Annotated in this window: 21 protein-coding genes; 6 read left to right on the plus strand and 15 right to left on the minus strand. The window is 53.7% G+C overall.

Annotated elements, in window-relative coordinates; all coding sequences use genetic code 11:
• Window positions 1-76: 76 nt before the first annotated feature.
• From bamA to rpsB, 9 genes are all read right to left on the minus strand, one after another.
• On the minus strand, window positions 77-2,479 hold the full coding sequence (gene bamA, locus AC3Y5R_RS03625; RefSeq protein ID WP_489920193.1) for an outer membrane protein assembly factor BamA: 2,403 nt from the start codon (window positions 2,477-2,479) through the stop codon (window positions 77-79).
• Between the two features lie 55 nt (window positions 2,480-2,534).
• Window positions 2,535-3,884, minus strand: a complete 1,350-nt coding sequence (gene rseP / locus AC3Y5R_RS03630; RefSeq protein ID WP_489920194.1) for a sigma E protease regulator RseP — start codon at window positions 3,882-3,884, stop codon at window positions 2,535-2,537.
• 8 nt (window positions 3,885-3,892) lie between these two features.
• The gene (gene cdsA / locus AC3Y5R_RS03635; protein WP_489920195.1) at window positions 3,893-4,747 is read right to left on the minus strand and encodes a phosphatidate cytidylyltransferase; all 855 of its coding nucleotides are present in this window, start codon (window positions 4,745-4,747) and stop codon (window positions 3,893-3,895) included.
• Between the two features lie 18 nt (window positions 4,748-4,765).
• Window positions 4,766-5,518, minus strand: a complete 753-nt coding sequence (ispU, locus tag AC3Y5R_RS03640; protein ID WP_158781745.1) for a (2E,6E)-farnesyl-diphosphate-specific ditrans,polycis-undecaprenyl-diphosphate synthase — start codon at window positions 5,516-5,518, stop codon at window positions 4,766-4,768.
• Window positions 5,519-5,704: 186 nt separating this feature from the next.
• Window positions 5,705-6,907: a 1-deoxy-D-xylulose-5-phosphate reductoisomerase gene (gene ispC / locus AC3Y5R_RS03645; protein ID WP_489920196.1), complete on the minus strand. Its 1,203-nt coding sequence runs from the start codon at window positions 6,905-6,907 to the stop codon at window positions 5,705-5,707.
• A 131-nt stretch (window positions 6,908-7,038) separates the two neighbouring features.
• A complete protein-coding gene (frr, locus tag AC3Y5R_RS03650) occupies window positions 7,039-7,596 on the minus strand; it encodes a ribosome recycling factor (protein ID WP_158781747.1) in 558 nt (185 codons plus the stop codon).
• Between the two features lie 133 nt (window positions 7,597-7,729).
• The gene (gene pyrH / locus AC3Y5R_RS03655; protein ID WP_489920197.1) at window positions 7,730-8,455 is read right to left on the minus strand and encodes a UMP kinase; all 726 of its coding nucleotides are present in this window, start codon (window positions 8,453-8,455) and stop codon (window positions 7,730-7,732) included.
• A 152-nt stretch (window positions 8,456-8,607) separates the two neighbouring features.
• Window positions 8,608-9,459 (minus strand): translation elongation factor Ts, encoded by an 852-nt coding sequence (gene tsf, locus AC3Y5R_RS03660; RefSeq protein ID WP_489920198.1) that lies wholly within the window; start codon window positions 9,457-9,459, stop codon window positions 8,608-8,610.
• A 198-nt stretch (window positions 9,460-9,657) separates the two neighbouring features.
• Entirely contained in the window at window positions 9,658-10,383 is a 726-nt protein-coding gene (gene rpsB, locus AC3Y5R_RS03665; RefSeq protein ID WP_158781750.1) for a 30S ribosomal protein S2, read from the minus strand.
• Between the two features lie 330 nt (window positions 10,384-10,713).
• Between rpsB and map the strand changes: the two genes are divergently transcribed.
• Window positions 10,714-11,508, plus strand: a complete 795-nt coding sequence (gene map / locus AC3Y5R_RS03670) for a type I methionyl aminopeptidase (protein WP_158781751.1) — start codon at window positions 10,714-10,716, stop codon at window positions 11,506-11,508.
• A 76-nt stretch (window positions 11,509-11,584) separates the two neighbouring features.
• Here map and AC3Y5R_RS03675 read toward each other — a convergent pair whose 3' ends face one another.
• Window positions 11,585-12,667, minus strand: a complete 1,083-nt coding sequence (locus tag AC3Y5R_RS03675) for a mechanosensitive ion channel family protein (protein WP_489920199.1) — start codon at window positions 12,665-12,667, stop codon at window positions 11,585-11,587.
• Between the two features lie 321 nt (window positions 12,668-12,988).
• Here AC3Y5R_RS03675 and glnD point away from each other — a divergent pair, with 321 nt between their 5' ends.
• The 3 genes from glnD (at window position 12,989) to AC3Y5R_RS03690 (ending at window position 17,306) form a co-directional block, all read left to right on the plus strand.
• Entirely contained in the window at window positions 12,989-15,634 is a 2,646-nt protein-coding gene (glnD, locus tag AC3Y5R_RS03680; RefSeq protein ID WP_489920200.1) for a bifunctional uridylyltransferase/uridylyl-removing protein GlnD, read from the plus strand.
• A gap of 115 nt (window positions 15,635-15,749) precedes the next feature.
• A complete protein-coding gene (gene dapD / locus AC3Y5R_RS03685; RefSeq protein WP_158781754.1) occupies window positions 15,750-16,574 on the plus strand; it encodes a 2,3,4,5-tetrahydropyridine-2,6-dicarboxylate N-succinyltransferase in 825 nt (274 codons plus the stop codon).
• A 339-nt stretch (window positions 16,575-16,913) separates the two neighbouring features.
• Window positions 16,914-17,306: a DUF3461 family protein gene (locus tag AC3Y5R_RS03690; protein ID WP_489920201.1), complete on the plus strand. Its 393-nt coding sequence runs from the start codon at window positions 16,914-16,916 to the stop codon at window positions 17,304-17,306.
• Between the two features lie 94 nt (window positions 17,307-17,400).
• On the opposite strand, the gene AC3Y5R_RS03695 is transcribed toward AC3Y5R_RS03690, so the two are convergent.
• The 3 genes from AC3Y5R_RS03695 to dgt all read right to left on the minus strand — a co-directional run bounded on the left by AC3Y5R_RS03695 (window position 17,401) and on the right by dgt (window position 21,983).
• Window positions 17,401-18,558 carry a CdaR family transcriptional regulator gene (locus tag AC3Y5R_RS03695; RefSeq protein WP_158781756.1) on the minus strand — a complete coding sequence of 386 codons (1,158 nt, stop codon included), beginning with the start codon at window positions 18,556-18,558 and terminating at the stop codon, window positions 17,401-17,403.
• Between the two features lie 319 nt (window positions 18,559-18,877).
• Window positions 18,878-20,320, minus strand: a complete 1,443-nt coding sequence (degP, locus tag AC3Y5R_RS03700) for a serine endoprotease DegP (RefSeq protein ID WP_489920202.1) — start codon at window positions 20,318-20,320, stop codon at window positions 18,878-18,880.
• Window positions 20,321-20,468: 148 nt separating this feature from the next.
• On the minus strand, window positions 20,469-21,983 hold the full coding sequence (gene dgt / locus AC3Y5R_RS03705; RefSeq protein WP_489920203.1) for a dGTPase: 1,515 nt from the start codon (window positions 21,981-21,983) through the stop codon (window positions 20,469-20,471).
• Between the two features lie 108 nt (window positions 21,984-22,091).
• Between dgt and mtnN the strand changes: the two genes are divergently transcribed.
• The gene (gene mtnN / locus AC3Y5R_RS03710) at window positions 22,092-22,790 is read left to right on the plus strand and encodes a 5'-methylthioadenosine/S-adenosylhomocysteine nucleosidase (protein ID WP_158781759.1); all 699 of its coding nucleotides are present in this window, start codon (window positions 22,092-22,094) and stop codon (window positions 22,788-22,790) included.
• Window positions 22,783-23,586: a vitamin B12 ABC transporter substrate-binding protein BtuF gene (gene btuF, locus AC3Y5R_RS03715; RefSeq protein ID WP_489920204.1), complete on the plus strand. Its 804-nt coding sequence runs from the start codon at window positions 22,783-22,785 to the stop codon at window positions 23,584-23,586. Before mtnN ends, btuF begins: the two co-directional genes overlap by 8 nt.
• A gap of 421 nt (window positions 23,587-24,007) precedes the next feature.
• On the opposite strand, the gene erpA is transcribed toward btuF, so the two are convergent.
• Together erpA and clcA are read right to left on the minus strand one after the other, a co-directional pair.
• Window positions 24,008-24,352, minus strand: a complete 345-nt coding sequence (gene erpA, locus AC3Y5R_RS03720; protein ID WP_158781761.1) for an iron-sulfur cluster insertion protein ErpA — start codon at window positions 24,350-24,352, stop codon at window positions 24,008-24,010.
• 80 nt (window positions 24,353-24,432) lie between these two features.
• Window positions 24,433-25,869: a H(+)/Cl(-) exchange transporter ClcA gene (clcA, locus tag AC3Y5R_RS03725; protein WP_489920205.1), complete on the minus strand. Its 1,437-nt coding sequence runs from the start codon at window positions 25,867-25,869 to the stop codon at window positions 24,433-24,435.
• Between the last annotated feature and the right edge of the window lie 158 nt (window positions 25,870-26,027).

Genomic DNA, 26,027 nt, shown 5'->3' on the forward strand with positions numbered 1-26,027 from the left:
CGATACTTGCGATAATCACCGCAAGTGGTGGGAAAGAAGGTAACCTCCTTTCCCTCTGCTTCCTTGCTGAACCGGCTTACCAGGTTTTACCAATGTTAAACTGGAACTGCTCGGCCTTATCTCCGTCATACTTTTTAAACGGCTGGGCGTAAGAGAACACCAGTGGACCCAGTGGAGACATCCACTGCAGCGCCAGACCAGCCGACATACGGATGTTGCCCGGTTCGCTGTAGTCCGGGATGCCCGCAGCACGAGTCTCAGCGGTGTTTTCCCACTTGGTATCCCACACGGTACCCGCATCAACGAACAGCGAGGTACGAACCGAGTTAGCATACTTCTCACTCAGAAACGGCGTTGGGGTGATCAGTTCAGCGCTGGCTGTTGCCATGGCATTACCACCTACTGCATCACTGGAATCACAGTACACGCCAGTTGAACAGGTGCTCGAAGCGTTATTATAGTAGGCCGCTTTTGGACCGATGGTATTTGAGCGGAAACCACGCACGGTGCTTGAACCACCGGCATAGAAGTTCTCGTAGAACGGCATCTCTTTCCCGTTCAGACCATCACCGTAGCCGACTTTACCGCGACCTAACAGCACCCAGGTACGATCCTGGTTCAGCGGCAGATACTGCTGCGTATCCAGAGTCGCTTTGTAGAAGGCGTTGTCCGAACCAGGAATGGTCACTTTACCATTCAGGTTGGTGCGGTTGCCCGAGGTTGGGAAGAAACCACGGTCAAGGTTGTTATACGTCCAGCCGTAGTTGAACGTGAAGTCATCGGCAGAGTACTCTGCGCGACCGGACAGATCCGGGTTCTGGCCCACTGAACGCAGATAGCGGAACATCGCAATCTGCGGCTGCATGTTGGACAGGTCGTTATGGACGTAGCCCAGACCCACACGCAGGGTGTTGTTCTCGTTAACCGGGAAGCCCAGCGTACCGTCTGTACCATAACTCTTGTTGGTATAGTCAGACAGGTCAGCGTCGTCCGCTTTAAAGTCGTTATAGAAGATACGACCACCCAGGCTGACACCGTCGACCGTAAAGTACGGGTCGGTCAGTGAGAATTCAGCATAGGTCTGATAATCGTTTTTGGTGCCGCTGATGCCAACAGTGTTACCGGTACCCAGCCAGTTGTCCTGGGTTACGCCAACCTGGAAGCTGACGCCACTCTCGGTGCCATAACCGACGCCGAAGTTGAATGTCCCGGTGTTACGCTCTTTCACCTTGTACACCACGTCCACCTGATCCGGAGAACCTGGTACGCGCTGCGTATCGGTATCCACCGTTTCGAAGTAGCCGGTACGGTTCAGACGCTCTTTACCCTGCTCAACCAGATCGCTGCCCAGCCATGCGCCTTCCATCTGGCGCATTTCGCGGCGCAGAACGGAGTCTTTCGAAGTGTCGTTACCTTCGAAGCGCACTTTACGCACGTAGTAACGGTTGCCCGCATCCACGCTGACGTGCAGTTTCACGGTCTTGTCAGCGTCGTTAATTTCAGGCTGAGTCATCACGCGAGGATAGGCGTAGCCATAACGGCCAAACATCTTCTTGATGTCGTCTTCCATTTTGGTGACTTTCGCACCGTTATACAGCTCGCCCGGCTTGATTTTGGTCAGCGCTTCCACTTCCGCGGAGTGACCAGCCATGCTGCCGTTCACCACCACACCGGAGAGCTTGTACTGATCGCCTTCGGTGATGTTGATGGTGATGTAGATGCCCTTCTTGTCCGGCGTCAGGCTGACCTGCGTGGAGTCGATGTTAAAGCGGGCATAACCACGATCAAGGTAGAAGCTGCGCAGGGTTTCAAGGTCACCGGCCAGTTTCTGCTTCTGGTATTTGCGGTCGCCAACCACGTTCCACCACGGCACTTCATCACGCAGCTGGAAGCGGGAGATCAGTTCGTCAGAGCTGAAGGCTTTGTTACCGACCACATTAATCTGCTGGATCTTGGCGGAAACACCTTCGGTGAACACCAGTTTCAGGTCAACGCGGTTACGCGGAAGTGGGGTTACCACCGCTTTCACGCTGGCGCTGTATTTACCGACGCTGTAGTAGAAGTCTTCAAGCCCCTTCTCAATCGAAGAGATGGTCGTACGATCGAGGGCTTCGCCCACGCGCACGCCAGAGGCTTCCAGGTTCTGCTTCAGCATATCATCTTTCACCGCTTTGTTACCGGAGAAGGTGATGCTGGCAATAGTTGGACGCTCTTTAACCTGAACGATCATGGTGTTACCGTCGCGCAGAACCTGAACATCCTCGAAGTTCCCGGTTGCAAAAAGCGCGCGGATAGTATTACTGATATCTTCATCGGAGACGGTGTCTCCCACGCGGACAGGCATACTGAGCAATGCCGCCCCGACGGCGACTCGCTGCAGGCCTTCGAAATGAATATCCTTCACTACGAAGCCGTCTGCCGCGTATACGGTGGCGCTGCTAAACAGCAGCGACGCTATGAGCAACTTTTTCATCGCCATCGTTGTTATGCATTCTTCCTAACTGGTTCCCGTGCGAAGACAGCCTTCTGGCTGACTAGAGACGCGAGAAATCATTGAATAGTGCAAGCCCCATTAACAGCACCAGCAAAATTGAGCCAATGCGATAACTGAAGTCCTGAACTCGCTCAGACACCGGTCCACCTTTGATCTTTTCGATCGCCAGGAACAGCAAATGCCCACCATCTAATACCGGCAAGGGGAACAGATTGATAATCCCGAGGTTCACGCTGATCAAAGCCAGGAACATCAGGTAGTAAATCAAGCCATATTCCGCCGACATCCCAGCACCCTGGGCGATTGAAATCGGCCCGCTGAGATTGTTCAATTTCACTTCGCCGACGATCAGTTTGCCCAGCATGTTCACTGTCAGCTTCATCAGCTGCCAGGTTTTGGCGCTGGCCTCACCTGCCGCCGCAAACGGCCCATACTGGCGAACCGTTTTGTATTCATCCGGCAGCGGGACAATCTTCGGGATCACCCCGGCAAACCCTTCTGCCTTACTGCCTGGTTTGGTGTCCGGCGTCAGAGTCAGGTCAACCGGATTGCCCTGCCGCTCCACCTCTACCGCCATCGCTTTGCCGGGATTATCCCGCACAAGGGTGACGAAACTCTGCCACTGGTCCACCGGCTGACCATCGACTTTAACGATCCTGTCGCCCGCTTGCAAACCCGCTTTGCTTGCCGCCGAGTTAGCCTGTACTTCTGCCAGCACGGTTTCAATCTGTGGCCCGCGTGGGCGGATACCCAACGAAGTCACCGGATCCTGCTTATCGGGTTCGAACTGCCAGTTGCGCAAATCGAGCCGCTTTTCACTGACCTGAGAGGAGCCAAATGGTGCCACGCTGAGCGTGGTTTGCTGGTCGCCAATTTTCGACACCAGAGCCATACGCACAGCATCCCAGTCAGGCGTTTCGATACCGTCAACGGCTTTAAGTTCCATGCCAGGAACAATTTGAGCCTCTGCCGCCTGCGAACCGCTCACTATTTCGCCAACAACCGGACGAACGCCAGGGACACCGATGATAAACACCAGCCAGTAAGCAAAGATGGCAAAGATAAAATTTGCGATGGGGCCGGCACTGATAATGGCGGCACGCTGAAAGACGGTTTTATTGTTGAAGGCCTGGTGGCGCAGTTCCGGCAGTACGCTCTCGACGCGCTCGTCGAGCATTTTCACATAGCCGCCCAGTGGGATCAGCGCCAGCACATACTCAGTGCCCTGACGGTCACTGCGACGCCATAATGCTTTACCGAAGCCGATCGAGAAACGTTCGACCCTGACGCCACAGCGACGGGCCACCCAGAAGTGGCCGAATTCGTGCACGGTAATCAGCACGCCCAGTGCAACGATAAACGCCCCCAGGCTCCAGAGAATGCTCAGCATAGAGTCCCTTATAGCGTCCCGAAGACCAGCAGCATACAGGCAAACACCGGCACCGCTGCGGTCAGGCTGTCAATGCGATCCAGAATGCCGCCGTGACCAGGGATCAGACTGCCGCTGTCTTTGATTCCTGCTTCGCGCTTGAACATACTTTCGGTCAGGTCGCCCAGCACAGAGGCCAGCGCGGCAACCAGAGAACAGACCAGCAGGATCCCGGTGGAGACAGACAGCGGCGCCCACAGGCTGAACAGCCAGGCGATCAACGCTGAAGTCACCAGCCCGCCCAAAAAGCCTTCCCAGGTTTTACCCGGAGACACTTTCGGTGCCAGCTTGTGCTTGCCGAACAGGCGACCAAACATGTAAGCGCCAGAGTCTGCACCCCAGACGAGGAACATCACATACAGCAGCCACCAGGCTCCGGCGAAATGGTCAGCCTGATAATGATACTGACGCAGCGCCAGCATGCCCCAGAAGAACGGCACGATCGTCAGCACGCCAAACACCAACCGTAGCACTTTAGAAGCGCGCCACAGTGAGGCGGAAGCGGGGTAGAACAGCACCAGCACCAGCGCCACAATCCACCAGCATAAAGCGGCCCAAAGCGAGCCGGCAACCTGTGGAAGATGAACAGAGTGTTGATAAGCAGGGAGGGTGAACATCATGAAGGCGAGCAGTAGCCCGCACAGCACGGCCAGCCAGACACGTTGCGAACGCGCAGCCAGACCGGCAAACTGCCCCCATTCCCAGGCGGCCAGCATGCAAACGACCAGCGTAACGATGGCAAAGCCTGGAGGCGGCAGCAAAAACAGCGCTGCGATCACAACCGGAATCAGTATAAACGCGGTAATCAGGCGAGACTTCAGCAAAGATTACCCCCAGTGCGCTCAGGCGCCGCCGGGTGCTGCACCGCCAAAGCGGCGCTCTCGTTGTGCAAACGCATTCAGTGCACCTTCAAAAACTTGTTCATCAAAATCAGGCCAGAGAACATCGGTAAAAAAGAACTCCGCGTAGGCAACCTGCCACAGCAAGAAGTTACTGATTCGATGCTCTCCCCCTGTCCTTATTACCAAATCCACCGGTGCCAGTTCGTTGAGGCAAAGATGCTGACCAAGGGTTTCTTCCTCGATCTGGTCTGGACGAATCAGACCTTCCTGCACCTGCCTGGCGATCTTTCTGACGCCATGAATGATATCCCAACGTCCACCATAATTCGCGGCAATGTTGAGTGTGAGTCCATCATTTTGTTGAGTAAGTTCCTCAGCGCGGCGAATACGCTCCTGCAGACGGGCATTGAAACGACCAATGTCACCAATAATCCGCAGCCGGACATTATGCTTGTGTAAACTTTTCACTTCGCTGTCGAGAGCCCAGACAAACAGCTCCATCAACGCCATCACTTCCTGCGGCGGACGGTTCCAGTTCTCACTGCTGAAAGCGTACAGAGTCAGCGCATCCAGCTTGTTGCTCACGGCAAAGCTGACTGCACGACGAACCGATTTCACGCCTGCTTTATGGCCCGAAATGCGCAGTTTCCCCTGGTTCTTAGCCCAGCGGCCATTGCCATCCATAATGATGGCCACGTGGCGGGGATTTTCACCCTGCAGGTCATCGGTTTTTAATTGATTTTCGGACGACATAACGCGTAATTATTTCCTTTACTCAGAAATACGACGGTTTCTGAAATCTCTACCCGCCCGACGCAAAAAAGCCGTGTCTCACACGGCCTGCAATACCGCTCAATGCAACGTCATTCTCATTTGGCGGGCGAAGACTATACCATCTCCGCCCTCGCCTCACAAATGGCGGCAGGTTGCCGCACGGAATTACCGGGAAATGCTGAAACGTGGCAGACAAGCCAGCGCCGTGGCACGGGCCTGGCGATCGATCTCCAGCACCGACTCCACACTGTCGGGCTCATCACAGCTCAGCGTTTCCAGAACGGTGGTATTCACGGCAGCAATATCGGTAAAACGAATTTGCGCATCGAGAAATGCCGCTACGGCAATTTCATTGGCTGCATTCAGCGCCGTGGTGGCAGCCTGCCCCATTTTGCAGGCATCAATCGCCAGCTTCAGACAAGGGTAACGTGCATAATCCGGCTCAGCGAACGTCATCGCCCCCATGCGGGTAAAGTCCAGCGGTTTAGCGCCAGACTGAACGCGCTGCGGCCATGCCATCACATGCGCAATTGGTGTACGCATATCAGGCGAGCCTAACTGAGCCAGCACGCTACCATCGCGGTATCGCACCATCGAGTGGATCACCGACTGCGGATGCAGGATGACTTCCATCTGAGCGTCGGTCGCATTAAACAGCCAGCGGGCTTCGATATATTCCAGACCTTTATTCATCATGGTGGCCGAATCAACGGAGATTTTACGCCCCATTGACCAGTTCGGATGCGCACAGGCCTGATCCGGTGTCATGTTCACCAGGTCAGCCAGCGGCGACTCGCGAAAGGGACCACCCGATCCCGTGAGGATAATGCTGTCAATGCCATTATCTTCCAGAGAAGCGTATCCTAACTGCTGCTGGAGGGAAGCAGGCAAACTCTGAAAAATGGCGTTATGCTCGCTGTCGACGGGAAGAAGCTGGGCTTTTGAGCTGCTTACCGCCTCCAGAAATAGTTGGCCGCAGGTAACAAGAGACTCTTTATTGGCGAGAAGAACCTGTTTTCCGGCGCGAATTGCGGCCAGAGTAGGCATTAATCCTGCGGCACCGACGATCGCCGCCATAACCTGATCCACATCGTCCAGCGCGGCCAGTTCACAGGACGCCTGCTCGCCACTCAGGACCTCGGTCGCCACATTCAGGCTTTTCAGACGAAGTCGCAGGGCCGAAGCAGACACCTCATCGGCCATCGCGGCAAAGGCAGGACGAAAAGCCAGACACTGCTCCGCCATCAGCTCCACGTTGTGCCCGGCAACTAGCGCCTTCACGGCAAACAGATGCGGATTCGCTTTGACCACAGCCAGCGTGCTGGTACCGATAGAGCCGGTTGAACCGAGGATCGTCAATTGCTTCATGAGGGTGCTCTGTGTAAAAACCTGAGAAACGCAGGCGTCTCGTCAGATAAGAAATTAAATGCAAAACGCCGCAAGACTGACCACTCAAAAGAACGGCAATCTGTGCGGCGTTTCAGCGAAGCCAAAGGGACTCAGAAGTCCATCAGCTCTGCTTCTTTTTCTGCCAGCGCGGTATCGACTTTCTTGATACAGACGTCGGTCATTTTCTGAATATCATCCTGAGAACGACGCTCTTCGTCTTCGCTGATCTCTTTGTCTTTCAGCAGAGCCTTCACTTTATCATTGGCGTCACGACGGACGTTACGCACGGACACACGGCCCTGCTCTGCTTCGCCACGGACGATTTTGATCAGGTCTTTACGACGCTCTTCGGTCAGGGCTGGCAAGGGAACGCGAATGTCGCTGCCCGCTGAACTTGGGTTCAGGCCCAGATCAGAGGTCATGATCGCTTTTTCAACGGCCGCGCTGATTGAGCGGTCGAACACGTTGACTTTCAGCGTACGTGAATCTTCAACCGTCACGCTGGCCAGCTGGCGCAGAGGGGTGGAAGAACCGTAATAATCGACCATGATACCGTCAAGAATACTTGGCGACGCACGGCCGGTACGGATTTTGCTGATGTTGTTTTTGAATGCTTCCACGCATTTTTCCATGCGCGTTTCAGCATCTTTTCTGATTTCGTTAATCACGTTGGAACCCTTGGATTCTGGTTACCAGGCAGGCCCTGTATCAGGGCCCGTTTCAAAATAGTCTGTCGTGCTGATTGTAGCGCGCTTCGCGCCACAGAGGCAGAATATACCTTATTTTACGCGCTGACTGATATTATTGCGTAATCAGGGTCCCTTCTTTTTCGCCCATCACCACCCGGCGCAGCGCGCCAGGTTTGTTCATGTTGAATACGCGAATCGGCAGTTTATGGTCACGGGCCAGCGTAAACGCCGCCAGATCCATCACTTTCAGCTCTTTATCCAGCACGTCAGCGTAGCTAATCTGATCGTACAGGGTCGCATCCGGGTTTTTCACCGGATCAGCCGAGTAAACACCGTCCACTTTGGTGGCTTTCAGCACCACATCAGCTTCGATTTCGATGCCGCGCAGGCAGGCCGCAGAGTCGGTGGTGAAGAAGGGGTTACCGGTACCGGCGGAGAAAATCACCACGCGGTTGTTACGCAGCAGGCTGATCGCCTCTGCCCAGCTGTAGTTATCACAAACACCATTCAGTGGAATGGCGGACATCAGGCGGGCGTTCACATAGGCACGATGCAGCGCATCACGCATTGCCAGGCCATTCATCACGGTTGCCAGCATGCCCATATGGTCGCCAACGACGCGATTCATTCCAGCCTGCGCCAGACCAGCGCCACGGAACAGATTCCCACCACCGATAACCACACCTACCTGAATGCCCAGTTCTACCAGCTCTTTCACTTCCTGAGCCATACGATCCAGCACGCTGGCATCAATGCCGAAGCCTTCGGCACCTTGCAGGGCTTCGCCACTCAGTTTCAGCAGGATACGTTGATATACAGGTTTTGCATTGGTCGCCATGGTGTATTTTCCCGGAATTTATAGGTCGATGTGAGGAGTTAAATCTGATCTATCATCCCCTTAGCATTGCAGAAATACTATTGGGATGTGACTGAAAAGCGCCCTGAACACAGGCAAAAAAGAACCGCCAGTTGGCGGTTCTTTTCAATCCATTAAGACTGTTTAGACATCGCCGCAACTTCTGCTGCGAAATCTGTTTCAGCTTTCTGGATGCCTTCACCCACTTCGAAGCGGATAAAGTTAACAACATCAGCATTTTTCTCTTTCAGAACCTGGCCCACAGTTTTGCTTGGGTCGATAACGAAAGGCTGACCAGTCAGAGAAACCTCGCCGGTGAATTTCTTCATGCGGCCTTCAACCATTTTCTCTGCGATTTCTTTAGGCTTGCCAGACTGCATGGCGATGTCCAGCTGAACCTGGTACTCTTTCTCTACCACGTCAGCAGACACGTCTTCTGGCTTAACGAATTCTGGCTTGCTTGCTGCAACGTGCATAGCGATCTGCTTAACCAGCTCTTCGTCCGCGCTTTGAGCTGAGATCAGAACACCGATACGCGCGCCGTGCAGGTAGCTACCCAGCACATCGCCTTCCAGGATCGCGATGCGACGGATGTTGATGTTCTCACCGATTTTAGCAACCAGAGCAACACGTTCTTCTTCGAACTGAGCTTTCAGCACTTCAACGTCAGTGATTTTGCCAGCCAGCGCTGCATCCAGCACTTTGTCAGCGAAGGCCTGGAAACCACCGTCTTTAGCAACGAAGTCAGTCTGGCAGTTCACTTCCAGAATCACACCGTAGTTGCCTTCGATTTTGGTTTTGATCACGCCATCAGCAGCAACGTTGCCTGCTTTCTTGGCGGCTTTGATCGCACCAGATTTACGCATGTTTTCGATTGCCAGCTCAATGTCGCCATTGGCTTCGGTCAGCGCTTTTTTACAGTCCATCATGCCAGCGCCAGTGCGCTCGCGCAGTTCTTTTACCAGAGCAGCAGTAATATCAGCCATTCTCTAATCCTCGGTTAGCTCGCATCTGCCCGCGGCGTCATCAGACGGCGCGACACATGCCTGGTCTCGGGAGAAATATTCTGCCCCGCCGTCTGTGACAAGCAAGCGGCAAAGCAAAGTTGAAAAAATAAAGGGGCCAATCAGGCCCCTTACAGATTTTAATCTGATGTCTAAGGGCTCTCTCGGGAGCAGTCCTTATTACTCAGCTTCAGCGAAGCTTTCTTCTGCCTGCTGAGCCAGGTCCTGAGAGCGACCTTCACGTACAGTGGTAGCCACTGCAGTCAGGTACAGGCTCACAGCACGGATAGCATCGTCATTACCAGGGATAATGTAGTCAACGCCGTCTGGATCAGAGTTGGTATCAACGATAGCGAACACTGGGATACCCAGGTTGTTAGCTTCTTTGATAGCGATGTGTTCGTGGTCAGCGTCAACAACAAACAGTGCGTCCGGCAGGCCGCCCATGTCTTTGATACCGCCCAGGCTGTTTTCCAGCTTGGCCAGCTCACGATTACGCATCAGAGCTTCTTTTTTGGTCAGTTTATCAAAGGTACCGTCCTGAGACTGAGTTTCCAGATCTTTCAGACGTTTGATGGACTGACGCACAGTTTTCCAGTTAGTCAGCATGCCACCCAACCAGCGGTGGTTGACGAAGAACTGATCGCAGCTCAGAGCATGCTCTTTTACCGCTTCGCTTGCAGCGCGCTTGGTACCAACGAACAGGATCTTACCTTTACGGGAAGAGATCTTGGTCAATTCAGCCAGAGCTTCGTTGAACATTGGTACGGTTTTTTCAAGGTTGATGATGTGAACTTTGTTACGAGCGCCGAAGATGAATGGCTTCATTTTCGGGTTCCAGTAACGGGTCTGGTGACCGAAGTGTACACCGGCCTTGAGCATGTCGCGCATGGAAACAGTTGCCATGATTACCTCTATAGAATGATTTGGGGTTAAGCCTCCATGTATCCCATACAACCGACCTCTCAAACTGCTTACGCAGCGCTTAAGGCACCCCGGAGTACGTGTCGATACATGTGTGTTATTTACACATAATGAGATTTATGCGTTTCTCTGCAAAACTGCCCACAGAGAATCGTCGGCGCGCTTTATACCACAAAGCCACCCGTGAAGCCAATGTTTGTTCGCTCAGCCCCTCCCTCCACAAACTGCAATTGGCAGCGGCAAGGTGGGCTGCTAACATTGCTGCACTTCCCTTATTATTGTCGAAAATATCGACAACTGCGGACTAAATTAATGGCAATTACAATTAAAACCCCTGAAGAAATCGAGAAAATGCGCGTCGCCGGTCGGCTGGCTGCTGAAGTGCTGGAAATGATTGAAGAGCATGTGAAACCGGGCGTCAGCACCGGCGAGCTGGACCGCATCTGCCACGATTACATCGTCAATACCCAGAAGGCCGTATCGGCCTGCCTCGGCTATCACGGCTTTCCAAAATCTGTCTGCATTTCCATTAACGAAGTGGTCTGCCACGGTATTCCCAGCGATGACAGAATTCTGAAAGATGGCGATATCGTCAACGTGGACGTTACCGTGATTAAAGATGACTATCACGGCGATACTTCCAAAATGTTTATCGCCGGTAAGCCAACCATTCAGGGTGAGCGCCTGTGCCGCGTGACTCAGGAAAGCCTGTACCTCGCGCTGCGGATGGTGAAGCCGGGTATTCGCCTGCGCACTCTCGGCCGCGAGATCCAGAAGTATGTGGAAGCACAGGACTTCTCTGTGGTGCGTGAGTATTGCGGTCACGGTATCGGTAAAGGCTTCCACGAAGAGCCACAGGTGCTGCATTACGATGCGGATGACGGTGGCGTGGTGCTGCAGGCTGGTATGGCATTCACCATCGAACCGATGGTGAATGCCGGGGATTATCGCATCCGAAGCATGAAAGACGGCTGGACGGTGAAAACCAAAGACCGCAGCCTTTCTGCTCAGTACGAACACACTCTGGTGGTCACTGAAAACGGCTGCGAAATTATGACCCTGCGTAAGGATGACACCATCCCGGCGATCCTGACGCACGAGATGTAACTTCCTTACAAATAAACGGGTACCTGCCGGCATACAGCCGGCAGACTTCGTTTATTTTTATGTGGAAAGCAATTAACTACCTGTCTACCGGCCTGGCAAACTCCGAATCGGTTAGTGTCGCCCTCACGTGAGGAAGGCTCTGAGGATAATTTTGCTGAACGAACTCAATCATTTTTTCCCGCACGTAGCAGCGTAAATCCCAGGCCGTTGGCGAATTCTGCGCGGTCATCAATAATCTGATCGTCATGGTTTTGTCAGTAGTTTCAGTCACCTGAAGCACCTGAGTCTGTTGATCCCAGAGTTTTGTTTCACTGAGGACTTTTTCAAAATGTTCACGGAGAGGCGCTAACGGCATGGAATAATCGAGGTAAAGAAAAACAGATCCTAATATCTGTGCATTATTACGAGTCCAGTTCTGAAAAGGATTTTCTGTAAAGTAGGTAATGGGCAGAACCAGTCGGCGCAGGTCCCAGATACGCACAACAACATAAGTCAGGTTGATCTCCTCTATCCAGCCCCATTCATTTTCGACGACCACAGCATCATCAATCTTTATAGGTTGCGTAAAAGCTATCTGAATGCCAGCAAACAGGTTCACAAGCGACTTCTGCAGGGCAAATCCAATGATTATTCCGGCAACCCCAGCACCGGCCAGGATGGTCGTGCCGAATTTTCGAAAACCGGGAAAACTGAGAAGTATCAGTGTAAGACAGAATGACACCAGAAGTACAATAGCGACTTTTTTTACATATATTATCTGAGTGCGAATTTTACGGGCGCGAAGATTATTCGAAAGATTAATATCATAACGAATGAAAAGCATATCCTGCGCAACATTAGCCAGACGAATCAGAATCGAGCAAAATGATAATATAATGAATACATTAAGGGTTGCCGTAATAAAGCCCAGTGAGTCTGGCTGAATGTTAATATAATTAACCCCTACATTTATCATCAGTAGGGGCATAAAAAGAAACAGTGATCCACGAAGATGTTTTTCAAGTGATTTGAAAAGCTTTCTGTCACGATTTTGCCAGTAGCGGATGAACCTCAGAAGGATAAATCGAGCCAGGAACCCCAGTGCGAGTGAGAGAATGACGAGCAATACTGCCGGTACCCAAACTGGAGCACCAGATAACTCACCGAATATCATTAGCATTCTTTTCCCTTATATCCAGTCAACAACCCAGGGTTGTCAAATCGGTAATAAAAATTAAGTAACCGCTGTAAAGAAACCAATAATTTAAGCGTAGCATAAATGCAACTCACTGAAATTTATGATGAGATTGGGTTTACTCAATCCACCAGCAGGATTTGGGCCAGGGTCATGGCACCGGACAGATCGCAATAACAACCAAGGCCGGAGAAAGCTCTGGATCGCAGACTGCCGTTTTTCTTTGATCTCTGCCACCCTCTGGCGCTATTGTCCTGTGGACTATCAAAATATTCCGAATAGCTGAGATACTCCGGGAGCACTGGCGTGACCAAGACACTGAAAAATTACGGGCTGGCGGACTCTCCTGCACACTGGAATGACGCGGAACTGACACGCGAAGCGCTGAAGCAACATCTGGAGCATTTCCAGCATCAGCTGGCTGCCGCTTTTGATGCGGGCGAAGAGGTGGAAACCTTAATCGATGCCCGGACGCTGTTTATCGACCGTCTGCTGCGCCGTTTGTGGCGTTTTTATGGTTTCCCTGAGCAGGAAGATATTGCGCTGGTTGCCGTTGGGGGCTATGGCCGCGGTGAACTGCATCCTCTTTCCGATATTGACGTACTGATCCTCAGCCGCACCCCACTTTCTGCCGAAGATGCCCAGCGCACCAGCGAGCTGCTGACGCTGATGTGGGACCTGAAGCTGGAGGTGGGCCACAGCGTACGAACGCTGGAAGAGTGCCTGCTGGAAGGCCTGTCTGACCTGACCGTTGCCACTAACCTGATTGAGTCCCGCATGCTAACCGGGGACGTTGCACTGTTCCTCGAACTGCAGAAAAACATCTTCAGCGACGGCTTCTGGCCGTCTGACCGCTTCTTCGCGGCCAAAATTGAAGAGCAGCAGGAGCGTCATAAACGTTATCACGGCACCAGCTATAACCTGGAGCCGGACATAAAAAGCAGCCCCGGCGGCCTGCGCGATATCCATACCCTGCTGTGGGTTGCCCGTCGCCACTTTGGTGCCACCTCGCTTGATGAAATGGTGGGCTTTGGCTTCCTGACCGGAGCCGAGCGCAACGAGCTGAACGAGTGCCAGAACTTCCTGTGGAAAATCCGCTTCGCGCTGCACCTTTCCCTGCCCCGTTACGACAACCGCCTGCTGTTTGACCGCCAGCTCAGCGTGGCGCAGCGCCTGAACTATCAGGGCGAAGGTAACGAGCCGGTCGAGCGGATGATGAAAGACTTCTACCGCGTGACTCGCCGGGTCGGCGAGCTGAATCATATGCTACTGCAGCTTTTTGAAGAGGCGATCCTGGCGCTGGGCGAAGATGAGAAGCCCCGTGCTATCGACAGTGAATTCCAACTGCGTGGTCCGCTGATCGACCTGATCGATGAAACGCTGTTCGCCCGTCAGCCCGAAGCAATTATGCGTATGTTTTACACCATGGTGCGTACGCCAAACATTACCGGCATCTACTCAACAACGCTGCGCCAGCTGCGCCATGCCCGCCGCCATCTGAAGCAGCCGCTGTGTAACATTCCGGAGGCCCGCCAGCTGTTCCTGTCGATTCTGCGCCATCCGGGTGCGGTCAGCCGGGCGCTGGTGCCGATGCATCGCCACAGCGTACTGTGGGCTTATATGCCGCAGTGGGGCAACATCGTCGGGCAGATGCAATTCGACCTGTTCCACGCCTATACCGTTGATGAGCACACTATTCGCGTGCTGCAAAAACTTGAAAGCTTCGCTAACGAGGCGACCCGCCCGCGACATCCTTTATGCGTGGAGATCTGGCCAAGACTGCCGCAGCTTGAGCTGCTGCTGATGGCGGCGCTGTTCCATGATATCGCCAAAGGCCGCGGCGGCGACCACTCGATCCTGGGTGCTCAGGATGCGCTGGAGTTTGCCGAGCTGCACGGGCTTAACTCTCGCGAGACGCAGCTGGTTGCCTGGCTGGTGCGTCACCACCTGCTGATGTCAGTTACCGCGCAGCGCCGTGATATCCAGGATCCGACGGAAATCCAGCAGTTCGCCGAGGTGATGCAGAATGAGAACCGCCTGCGTTACCTGGTCTGCCTGACGGTGGCGGATATTTGCGCCACCAATGAAAACTTGTGGAACAGCTGGAAGCAGAGCCTGCTGCGCGAGCTGTTCTTCGCCACCGAAAAGCAGCTGCGTCGCGGCATGGAAAACAGCCCGGATCTGCGCGAGCGGGTCCGTCATCACCGGTTGCAGGCGCTGGCGCTGCTGCGGATGGATAATATCGACGAGCAGGCCCTGCACAATATCTGGGGACGCTGTCGGGCAGATTACTTCCTGCGCCACACGCCCAACCAGCTGGCCTGGCATGCCCGCCACCTGATGAACCACGACCTGACCAAACCGCTGGTGCTGGTCAGTCCACAGGCCACGCGCGGCGGTACGGAAATCTTTATCTGGAGCCCGGACCGCCCTTACCTGTTCGCTACCGTGGCGGGAGAGCTGGATCGCCGCAACCTCAGCGTGCACGATGCGCAAATTTTTACCAGCCGTGACGGCATGGCAATGGATACCTTTATCGTGCTGGAACCGGATGGCAGCCCGCTGGCGGCCGACCGGCATGAGATAATCCGCCAGGCGCTGGAACAGGCTATCGGCCAGACCAGCTGGCAGCCTGCACGAACGCGCCGCCAGTCCGCCCGCCTGAAGCATTTCAGCGTCGAGACGGAAGCAATCTTCCTGCCGACCCACACGGACCGCCGGACGTATATGGAACTGATCGCTCTGGATCAGCCGGGGCTGCTGGCCCGGGTTGGGGAAGTCTTCGCCGATTTGGGCGTGTCGCTGCACGGTGCGCGCATCAGTACCATCGGCGAACGGGTGGAGGATTTATTTATCCTCGCCAACAGCGAACGACGCGCACTCAGTCCGGAATTGTGTGAAGTGTTGCAACAACGGTTGACAGACGCCCTTAATCCAAACGATAAAGTGTGACTCAGATTTAATTTTTACCACGCCTTCCAGGGGCCAGTCTGCCAGTTCAGCGCCAACGAGCAGGCGGACAGCGACCGCTCCCGGAGACATGATTTGACACAGGAAATCAGACTTAATGCAACAATTACAGAGTGTTATTGAAAGCGCCTTCGAGCGCCGCGCCGAGATCACCCCAGCCAATGCCGACACAGTGACCCGCGAAGCAGTAAGCCAGGTGATCGGCCTGCTGGACAGCGGCGCCCTGCGCGTGGCGGAAAAGATCGACGGCCAGTGGGTGACCCATCAGTGGCTGAAGAAAGCCGTGCTGCTCTCCTTCCGCATCAATGACAATCAGGTGATTGATGGTGCAGAAAGTCGTTTCTACGACAAAGTGCCAATGAAATTCGCTGACTACGATGATGCCCGCTTCAAAAAAGAAGGCTTCCGCGTTGTTCCACCAGCAGCCGTACGTCAGGGCGCATTTATTGCACGCAACACCGTGCTGATGCCTTCCTACGTTAACATCGGCGCATACGTTGATGAAGGCTCAATGGTGGATACGTGGGCTACCGTCGGCTCCTGTGCTCAAATCGGTAAAAACGTTCACCTGTCCGGCGGCGTGGGCATCGGTGGCGTGCTGGAGCCGCTGCAGGCTAACCCGACCATCATCGAAGACAACTGCTTTATCGGAGCACGTTCTGAAATCGTGGAAGGCGTGATCGTGGAAGAAGGCGCGGTGATCTCTATGGGCGTTTATATCGGCCAGAGCACCAAAATCTACGATCGTGAAACTGGCGAAGTGCATTACGGCCGCGTACCTGCGGGCTCCGTGGTGGTTTCCGGTAACCTGCCATCTAAAGACGGTAGCTACAGCCTGTACTGTGCGGTTATTGTGAAGAAAGTTGACGCGAAAACTCGCGGCAAAGTGGGCATCAACGAACTGCTGCGCACCATCGACTAAATCATCTTCCGGGTCACTCCCTGTGGCCCGTAATCTTTTCTTTACACCCATCACGTCAAAAACCTGTTTCGCGACACGAAATAACTGGTGCTATTGCGCAATAACCAGGCGATAATCCGCGCCGTTGATTCAGACCATGAACCCTGACGTTATCCGTGCTGTGACTTTTGCGACTACATTTATCGCATCAGTCCTGAACGAACGAGCTAAGTGAAGACTAGGCGTAAGCGCGCCGCCCCGGTCGCAGATAAAAAGTCTGCGAGCATGGCGAGCACTGCACAACGCAGTATTCACAATGCGCAGCCGGGACGACATTCACCTCACTTAGGAAAAAAACTCATGTACGATAATTTGAAAGGCCTTGGCATCTCTAACCCTGACGATATCGACCGTTACAGCCTGCGTCAGGAAGCCAGCAACGACATTCTGAAAATCTATTTCCGCAAAGATAAAGGCGAGTTTTTTGCCAAGAGCGTGAAATTTAAATATCCACGCCAGCGCAAAACCGTTGTGGCCGATAATGTCAGCCAGGGCTACAAAGAAATTCAGGAAATCAGCCCTAATCTGCGTTATGTGATTGATGAACTGGACCAGATTTGCCAGCGCGACCAGGTGGAAGTGGATCTGAAACGTAAAATTCTGGAAGACCTGCGTCATCTGGAAAGCGTTGTCTCCAATAAAATCAACGAAATTGAATCCGATCTGGAAAAACTGACCCGCAGCGGTCGTTAATATTCTCTGAGCGAGAACATCCCGGAAGCTTATTCAGGTAAGTGACTGGGATTTTTTCGTGCAGCTACCCCATCTGCAAAGTCCTCAGAGTATATTACGGCTGTTCATCCAGTTGCAGGGCAACATACAACAACAGCCTGTCATCGAAATTACTCAGATTTAACCCCGTCAGTTCCGAAATACGGTTAAGCCGGTATTCCAGCGTGTTGCGGTGAATATATAGCGCTTTCGCCGTGGCCGAAGGTTGTACGTTATTGCTGAACCATGAAATCAGCGTGCGGCGCAGCAAACCGTTATTGTCCATCGACTTCAGTTTTGCCAGCGGGCGGGAAAGCTCATTGGCCTGCCAGCCACCGCGCAGGCTGTCCAGCAGCACCGGTAGCACCAGATCCTGATAAAAATAGCTGCGCTGCTCAGGCATACGCTGTTTGCCCACTACCATGGTGGTGTGGGCCGTCCGGTAAGATCGGGCGATGCTTCCCGGTCCGGTGAAAAAGTTGCCCAGCGCTATCCTCATACGCAAATGACCGCTCTCCTTCATCCGCGACTGCAACAGCTCCACCCGTTTGCGATGGTCTTCTGCATCAAAACGGCCATGGGCATTAAAAGCGGGTTTCAGCACCACCATCTCGGTCAGCGACACAATAGCAATCAGGTTATCCCGCTCCGGCGTGGTCAGCAGCGTCTGCAGCTGTTGCAGCTCAGACATCGCGCTGTCCACCCCCAGCTGGCCGCTGTCCACCTCCACCACTGCCACCACGCGCGGCTGGTTAAGATCGATGCGCAAACGCTGCGCCCACTCCATCAGAGCCGGTGAAAGCGTGTCGCTGCGGATCAGATTCAGTACCAGCTCTTCGCGCAGACGGCTGTCCTGCGCCAGCATATGCAGCAGTCGGGCCTGCTCCAGCATCATCTCGGCCGTCATGCAGACCAGCTCTCCATAGTGCCGTAGCGACTCGGGTTCGCCGGTCAGCCCAATGACGCCGACAATTTCGCCGTCGATACGCATCGGCAGGTTGATGCCCGGGCGTACGCCGTGAAGATGCTTCGCCACGGCTTCATCGATATCCACCACGCGCGCCTGTGACAAAGCCAGAAGCGCCCCTTCGTGCATTTCTCCAATACGCTCACGGTCACCGCTGCCGATAATACGGCCGCGCGCGTCCATCACGTTGACATTGCTGTCAATAATTTGCATCGTGCGGGCAACAATTTCCTGCGCCAGGCGGGCATCCAGATGATAAGTGGCCATCCACTACTCCTGAAAAGCATTATTCAGCCAGCATACCTGCAGGGCCGTGCCGGTACATTGTGCAACTGCACTAAGCGTGATACCGGCTGTGAAAATTGCGGGAAGGTTCACAAAGCGGGGGGATGTCGGGGCATAAAACAGCAGGTACTGGCCTTAACGACCAGCCCCTCAGGGATGGCTGTTACAGCAAAGAGTCCTGTTCTCTGTGGCTGTTTACCAGGGTGAGCAAAATCAAAGCACCTGAAAATAAAAAAGGAACCGGCCACAATGACCGGTCCCTTTCATCAGGCAGCTGGCCCGCAGGCCAGCCCTGCTGCGATTACTGCATCAGCAGGTAAATGGAACTGTCACCACGCTGGATATTCAGCGCCAGCACCGAAGGTTTGGTGTCGAGGATCTTGCGCAGTTCGCCCAGGTTGGCGATGGCCTGCTGGTTAACGCCAAGGATCACGTCGTCTTTCTTCAGCCCGATGCGAGCGGCTGCGGAACCCGCTTTCACACTGTCGACCTTCACGCCCTTCACGCCTTTCACGTCGAAGTTGCTCAGGTCAGCCCCTTCAATACCGGTGTAGATAGTACCGGAATCAACTTTGGTCTGGGTACTCTGCTGCAGCTCCACGTTCACCGTGACTGGCTTACCGTCGCGGATCAGGCCCAGAGCCATTTTGGTGCCCACCGGCAGTGAACCCACCTGCGCACGCAGCGCGGCGAAGCTGGAAATCGCCTTGCCGTTGATCGAGGTCACCACGTCGCCCGCTTTGATACCGGCTTTCGCTGCTGAAGAGTTTGGCAGCACCTGGCTGACAAAGGCACCGCGCTGGGCGTCAACTTTCATCGCTTTAGCCAGCTCGGAATTCAGCTCGGTCCCCATGATCCCCAGCTCGCCACGTTTCACCTGGCCGTATTCGACCATCTGCGCAGTCAGGTTCTTAACCATATTACTTGGGATAGCGAAGCCGATACCGATGTTGCCACCGTCCGGCGCGAGGATCGCGGTATTAATCCCGATCAGTTCACCGTTCAGGTTCACCAGCGCACCACCCGAGTTACCCCGGTTGATTGCCGCATCGGTCTGGATAAAGTTTTCGTAGTTTTCCACGTTCAGACCACTACGTCCCAGCGCTGATACGATACCGGAGGTGACCGTTTCGCCAAGGCCGTAAGGGTTACCGATCGCCACGGTGTAATCACCGACGCGCAGATCGTCTGAATCGGCAATTTTAATAGCGGTCAGATTTTTTGCATCATTCAGCTGAAGCAGCGCAATGTCCGAACGCGGATCTTTACCGATCACTTTCGCGTCATATTTGCGGCCATCACTCAGCTGAACCTGAATTTTGGTGGCATTATCGACCACGTGGTTGTTGGTCACGACGTAGCCTTTGGCGGCATCAATCACCACACCCGATCCCAACGCACGGAATTTTTCCTGCTGGGTATCCGCGCCGCCCTGCCCCTGACCACCCTGTCCACCGCCGCCCTGACACATTGGCGAGCTCTGGAAAGGTGAGCCGTCCTGGCAGAACGGTGAATTATCACCAAAGAACTGCTGGAACTGCTGAGGCAAACGAGGTGTGCGTACTGTTGTGCTCCCTTCAACATTGATACTCACAACTGAAGGCATCACTTTTTCTAACATCGGTGCCAGGCTTGGAAGCTGCTGGCTGGAGGAAGAAGCAGTTTCTGCTGCGGTGGCGGTAAGCGGGCCCATCGCCATTCCCAGGCTCAGAACCAACGCGCTGGCTAAAAGTGTTTTTTTCATGCGTCTGTTTCTCTAAGTGTCCAATTATGCAACCATTGCTGAGGTCGTGATGTTGAGAGTCAAGTTTTAACGCTAAGTTCATGAGGAAGTTTCTGCTAAAGGTAAAAATTTATTCTCTTCCTTTACAAAACTCACTCCTCCGCCCGCATTATTCGACCGCCATCAACCGACGATACTCGTCCCACGCATACAAATCCGTCATGCCGCTGACATAATCCTGCAGCAGGCGCGCACGATAATAACGCTCCCACAGCAAACGTTCAAAGCGATGTTCAATTATCAGGTTGCGCATATGAACGGAATAAGCCTTACGGTGCTTACCGGAAAGTTTGTGAAATAAACGTGTCTCAATCGGGTAATCTTTGTGGGAATCATCATTTATCAGGATGTTAAAATCGGTATAAGACATGGACAGCAACGGCTGATAGATATTTAGCAGGCCTTTGATTACCTGATATCCCTGCAATTCCAGCTGTTCCACCTCCGCGTGATTAAATACATGCTTTCTGGCCACGGCTTTGAAAAGCGTCAGTAACTGACTTTCATCCCCTTCATCTTCCAGCAACGAATGATTAAAACTGCCCTGATAAATAGGTTCAATGTTATCAATAAAGCGTTTAACCGCGTGCTCCACCAGTACCGACTGAACCCTTACCCGCAGCTTCATAAAAAAGGTATCGCTGCGGCTGCGATAGCGCTCTTTGTTTTGCGCCTCACTGTAAGCAAAGCCCACTATCTTTACAAACAGCTCATCGGAATTGACTTTTTTCTTCTTCTTCAGCAATTCCCATTCGTCTTTCAGATAACCGTGCAGCTGTTCAACGCTGAATATGGCCTTCTCCACTGCATCGTCCAGGTCGGCAATACAGTAAGAAATATCATCGGCCGCTTCCATAATATAAGTCAGAGGAAAACGGTGATATTGCTCAGTTGCTGTCGCCCGCAGTAATTCTGAGACGTATTTCTCTTCCGACAGATAATAGCCTGGCTTTTTCATCAGCGTTTTAAACCGCTGAGGTTTTTCGCCCTGGAACCAGGCAGGCGCAGTATATTTCAGGATGCAGGCAACCTGAACATAAGACAAATTGAGCTGCAGAAGAGTATGAACCAGGCGAATAGCCTGAGCATTGCCTTCAAAATGGCAGAGATCTTGGCGAAGTTTGGCATTCATCGCGAGAAACTTTTCATTCTGCTGGTTATTTTCCACCCCCGCATCTGCCGGTTCAATCAACATGCCTGGAAGATTTACCTTAAACCAGTCATTAATTGCCGCTTCGCCAAAATGACCAAACGGCGGGTTACCCACGTCATGCAACAGGCAGGACATCTCCACCAGGCTTTCAAAGGCGCCGGTAAAACCATCCAGGCCATATTGCTCCAGCCCGCCCGGCTGCTCTTTCAGCTTCTGAATAATTTCTTTGGCTATATAGCGGCCGGTTTGCTGCACCTCAAGGGAGTGCGTCAGGCGCGATCGGACGGCAGCATTTCTCTCCAGCGGGAAGACCTGCGTTTTTTGCTGCAGACGCCGGATGGCGGCAGAATTAATGATCCTGCCACGATCACTTTCAAAATGCCGGGTGATGAGATATTCGCCCTCAGGCTCTTCGCGATTATTAAAAGGTCTCTCAAAGCTGAATTTCGTCCTGAAATCGATTGCTGACATAGTCGTCCCCTGGATTACTGACTGCTGCAGTGAGTTTAATGACGTTTAATCATGGTAAACTATGCACCATATTTGACGAGTTTTACCACAACCTTAGCGAGTATCCCTATGAAAGCAGGCATTATTGGTGCGATGGAGCAGGAAGTTACCCTGCTGCGTGACAAAATTGAAAACCGCCAGACGATTGAACTGGCAGGCTGTGAAATTTATACCGGTACGCTGAACGGCGTGGAAGTTGCTCTGCTGAAATCGGGAATTGGTAAAGTCTCAGCCGCGATGGGCACTACTCTGCTGCTGCAGATGTGCAAACCTGACTTTATTATTAACACCGGTTCCGCCGGTGGCCTGGCCCCAACCCTGAAAGTGGGCGATATCGTGGTGTCCGGTGAAGTGCGTTACCACGACGCTGACGTCACTGCCTTCGGTTACGAAGCGGGCCAGATGGCGGGTTGCCCTGCCGCCTTTACCGCAGACGCCCGACTGATTGAAGCGGCAGAAACCTGCATCAAAGAGCTTGGCCAGCACGCGGTTCGCGGCCTGGTGGTCAGTGGCGATGCTTTTATCAATGGAGCAGAGCCGCTGGCGCGCATCCGTTCCACCTTCCCGCAGGCTGTGGGCGTGGAGATGGAAGCAACCGCCATTGCGCACGTCTGCCACCAGTTTGGGACGCCGTTTGTGGTGGTACGCGCCATCTCTGACGTGGCCGATCAGGAATCACACCTGAGCTTTGATGAGTTCCTCACCGTTGCCGCCAAGCACTCTTCCCTGCTGGTTGAAACGCTGCTGACCCATCTGGCCCGTGGCTAAATTCCTGCCCTGCCTTTTACTGCTGCTGTCCTGCTTCGGGACGGCAGCAGCCTCTGCGCCCCGCGTTGTCACTCTCGCTCCTAATCTGACCGAACTGGCTTTTGCTGCCGGGATCACTCCCGTTGGCGTAAGTGCTTACTCAGACTATCCTCCTGCGGCAGAGAAGATTGAACAGGTGGCGAACTGGCAGGGGATCAACACCGAGCGCATTATTGGCCTCAGGCCTGATGTGGTGCTGGCGTGGCGCGACGGGAACCCGCAGCGGCAGGTGGATCAGCTGAAGGCGTTTGGCATTAAAGTGGAATGGATTGAGCCAGCTACGGTCAGCGAGATGATTGCCAGCGTGCGGCAGCTGAAAGTCTGGAGCCCGCAGCCTGAAAAGGCAGAGCAGGAAGCGCAACTGTTGCAGAAACAGTGGGAAGCGTTACAACAACGTTATGCCAGCCAGCCGAAGAAAGCGGTGTTTCTGCAATTTGGCATGCAGCCACTGTTTACTGCTTCCCGCAACACCTTACAGAACGAAATCCTGCAGATTTGCGGCGGTGAGAATATCTTTTCCGACAGCCGCGTGGCCTGGCCACAGGTCAGTCGTGAGCAGGTATTGATGCGCAATCCGGAGGTGGTGGTGATCGGTGGTGACCCTCAGCGTGTTCCGGCGATTAAAGCTTTCTGGCATCCGCAACTTAATGTGAGAGTGATCACAGTAAAAGATGACTGGTTTAGCCGGCCCGGCCCCCGGATTATGCTGGCTGCTCAACAATTATGCAGCCAACTGCACCCAGAGCAAAAACCCTGAAACAACTAAAACCGCAAAAATACGGTTAAAGTTCAACAAAAATTGCCGTTAATCAACTAACGGACCGGCGAATTTTTTTATCCTCGCGTTCCGTATCTGGGCTGATGCCCTGATTTTTTATACCAGGAAACAAGCGTTATGAAAGCCATCTATCTGGCCCCTGAGCTGGTTATGGCTGGTCATGCCTGTGCCGCTTCGATTACCGGCAGCATCGGGGTCAAACTGACCATTTATTCGCATTGACGGGCAAAGCGCCACACCAGCAGCATCACCGGCAGTAGATTGTGGTCAACAGGTTGCCGCGCAGCCGAAAGTGACGCAGGCGGTTATTTCGCAGGACAGGGCGAGACGTCAGATGTCGAAGTTGATCACAGTGGAATGGTAAGCAGAGCCCCGGCAGCGAAAGCGCCGGGGCTTTTTATCAGATGCTGAAGGAGGAACCGCAGCCGCAGGTGGTTTTAGCATTCGGATTGGTCACCACAAAGCGGGAGCCCTCCAGCCCTTCGGTGTAATCCACCGAACCGCCCACCAGATACTGCAGGCTCATCGGATCGACTACCAGCGCCACACCCGCCTTCTCAATGGTCATATCACCGTCGTTGACCTTATCATCAAAGGTAAAGCCATACTGGAAGCCGCTGCAGCCGCCACCGGTGATATAAACGCGCAGTTTCAGATCCGGGTTCTCTTCATCTGAAATCAGGTTTTTGACTTTACTGGCCGCTGCTTCAGTGAACTGCAGGGGCAGAGCTATATCGTCACTCATTTAGTACTCCATCAGGCATTCAGGACGACGTAATATTTCGACCATCATTAGCGTTATTATCTTATATAGCAGTATAGCAATCAAGTATCAGCCTGTTTGGTCCGTGAAGACGTGGCACTCTGTGCTGCTGTGTCTTCCTCTGCCTGTTGCTGTTTCGCCAGCAGGCGGCCCAACAGGGCTGAATAGAGCGGCTTGCCCCCGAGAAACTGTGCCAGCAATGTTGCCCCAAGACAGGTAATAATCATCGGCAGAATAAGTTGATAATTGTCGGTCATTTCCAGAACCAGCACAATGCCGGTCAGCGGTGCCCGGACTGAAGCGGCGAACAACGCGCCCATTCCGGCAATAGCGAAAGTGCCGGCTTCAAGGTGATAAGCAGGGAATAACGAAGCACTGGCCATGCCAAAAGCGGTCCCAAGTAAGGTGCCTAATGCCAGCATCGGGGCGAAGATGCCACCCGGCGCGCCCGAACCAAAGCACAGCAGCGTAGTCACCACGCGAGCGATGAAAATAAACAGCAGCATACCGACGGTGTAATTACCCGCTGCCGCAACCGGGATCAGGTTAAAACCCCCGCCTGCCGCTTCCGGCTCAATCAGGCCGAGCACGCCACAAACGCCGCCCAACACCGCACCGATGATCAGCAGCTTGCGCATATTCCCGCCATGCAGGCGCTGGAACATATCCTGCGTTTTGAAAATCAGCGCATTGAACGTCACGCCCACCACGCCAAAGATCATTCCCAGCAGCAAATACAGCCACAGGGTGTTCACCGGGGACTCTGCCAGTTTGCCTACCGCGATCACCGCATGTTCGCCATTGAAGATGCGGAAAACGATGCTCGACATAATCACGCCAATAAACACCGCCTTGATGGAAATAACGCTGTAACGAAACTGAAGGCGCATCTCTTCAATGATAAACAGGATGCCCGCAAGCGGGGCATTAAAGGCGGCTGACAGACCTGCCGCCGCGCCGGTAGCCAGCAGAGAATGACGCGCCTCGGTGCTTTTCATGCGGAAAATATCCAGCACCATCCGGCCGATATTGCCACCCAGCTGTACCGTCGGCCCTTCCCGCCCGAGCACCATTCCGGCTCCCAGCGTGCCCATGCCGCCAATAAATTTTACCGGGATCACCCGCCACCAGCGCACCGGCCGCAACTCTTCCAGCGCACCTTCGATTTCAGGAATGCCGGACCCGGAGGCTTCCGGGGCGAAACGGCGGACAAGGTAGTAACCGATAACGGCGAGGATCGCGGAGAGGATAAATGCCAGCGGGAACGCCAGGCTCCAGTGATGCTCCACCTTTGCCAAGATTTCAAGGCGGTGAGTGCTGACCGCGTTGACGGCTTTTTCAAATCCCACCCCGACAAGTCCGGCGAGGGTACCGACAATTCCCGCCATAATCAGCACGATTGCGGGAGTTTTATCGCGGCGTATCAGCATGCGAAGGAAATCACTGCGTCTGGCAGGAACCACATTTAACTGGTCGGTCGATGAGGTTGGCTCGTTCATATCCCGTTCATTGGTTTGTCAGGAAAGGTCAGTATCTTACTCATATCAGGCCGAATGTCCCGGGAAAAAATGTTCTCCATTCGTGTCAAAAAGCCCACTGACCTTTTGACCCTGCCGCAGGTTCCCTTAGAATGGCGGTGTTTTTCTTAATGCATCCT

Source organism: Erwinia sp. 009765445, assembly GCF_058137865.1.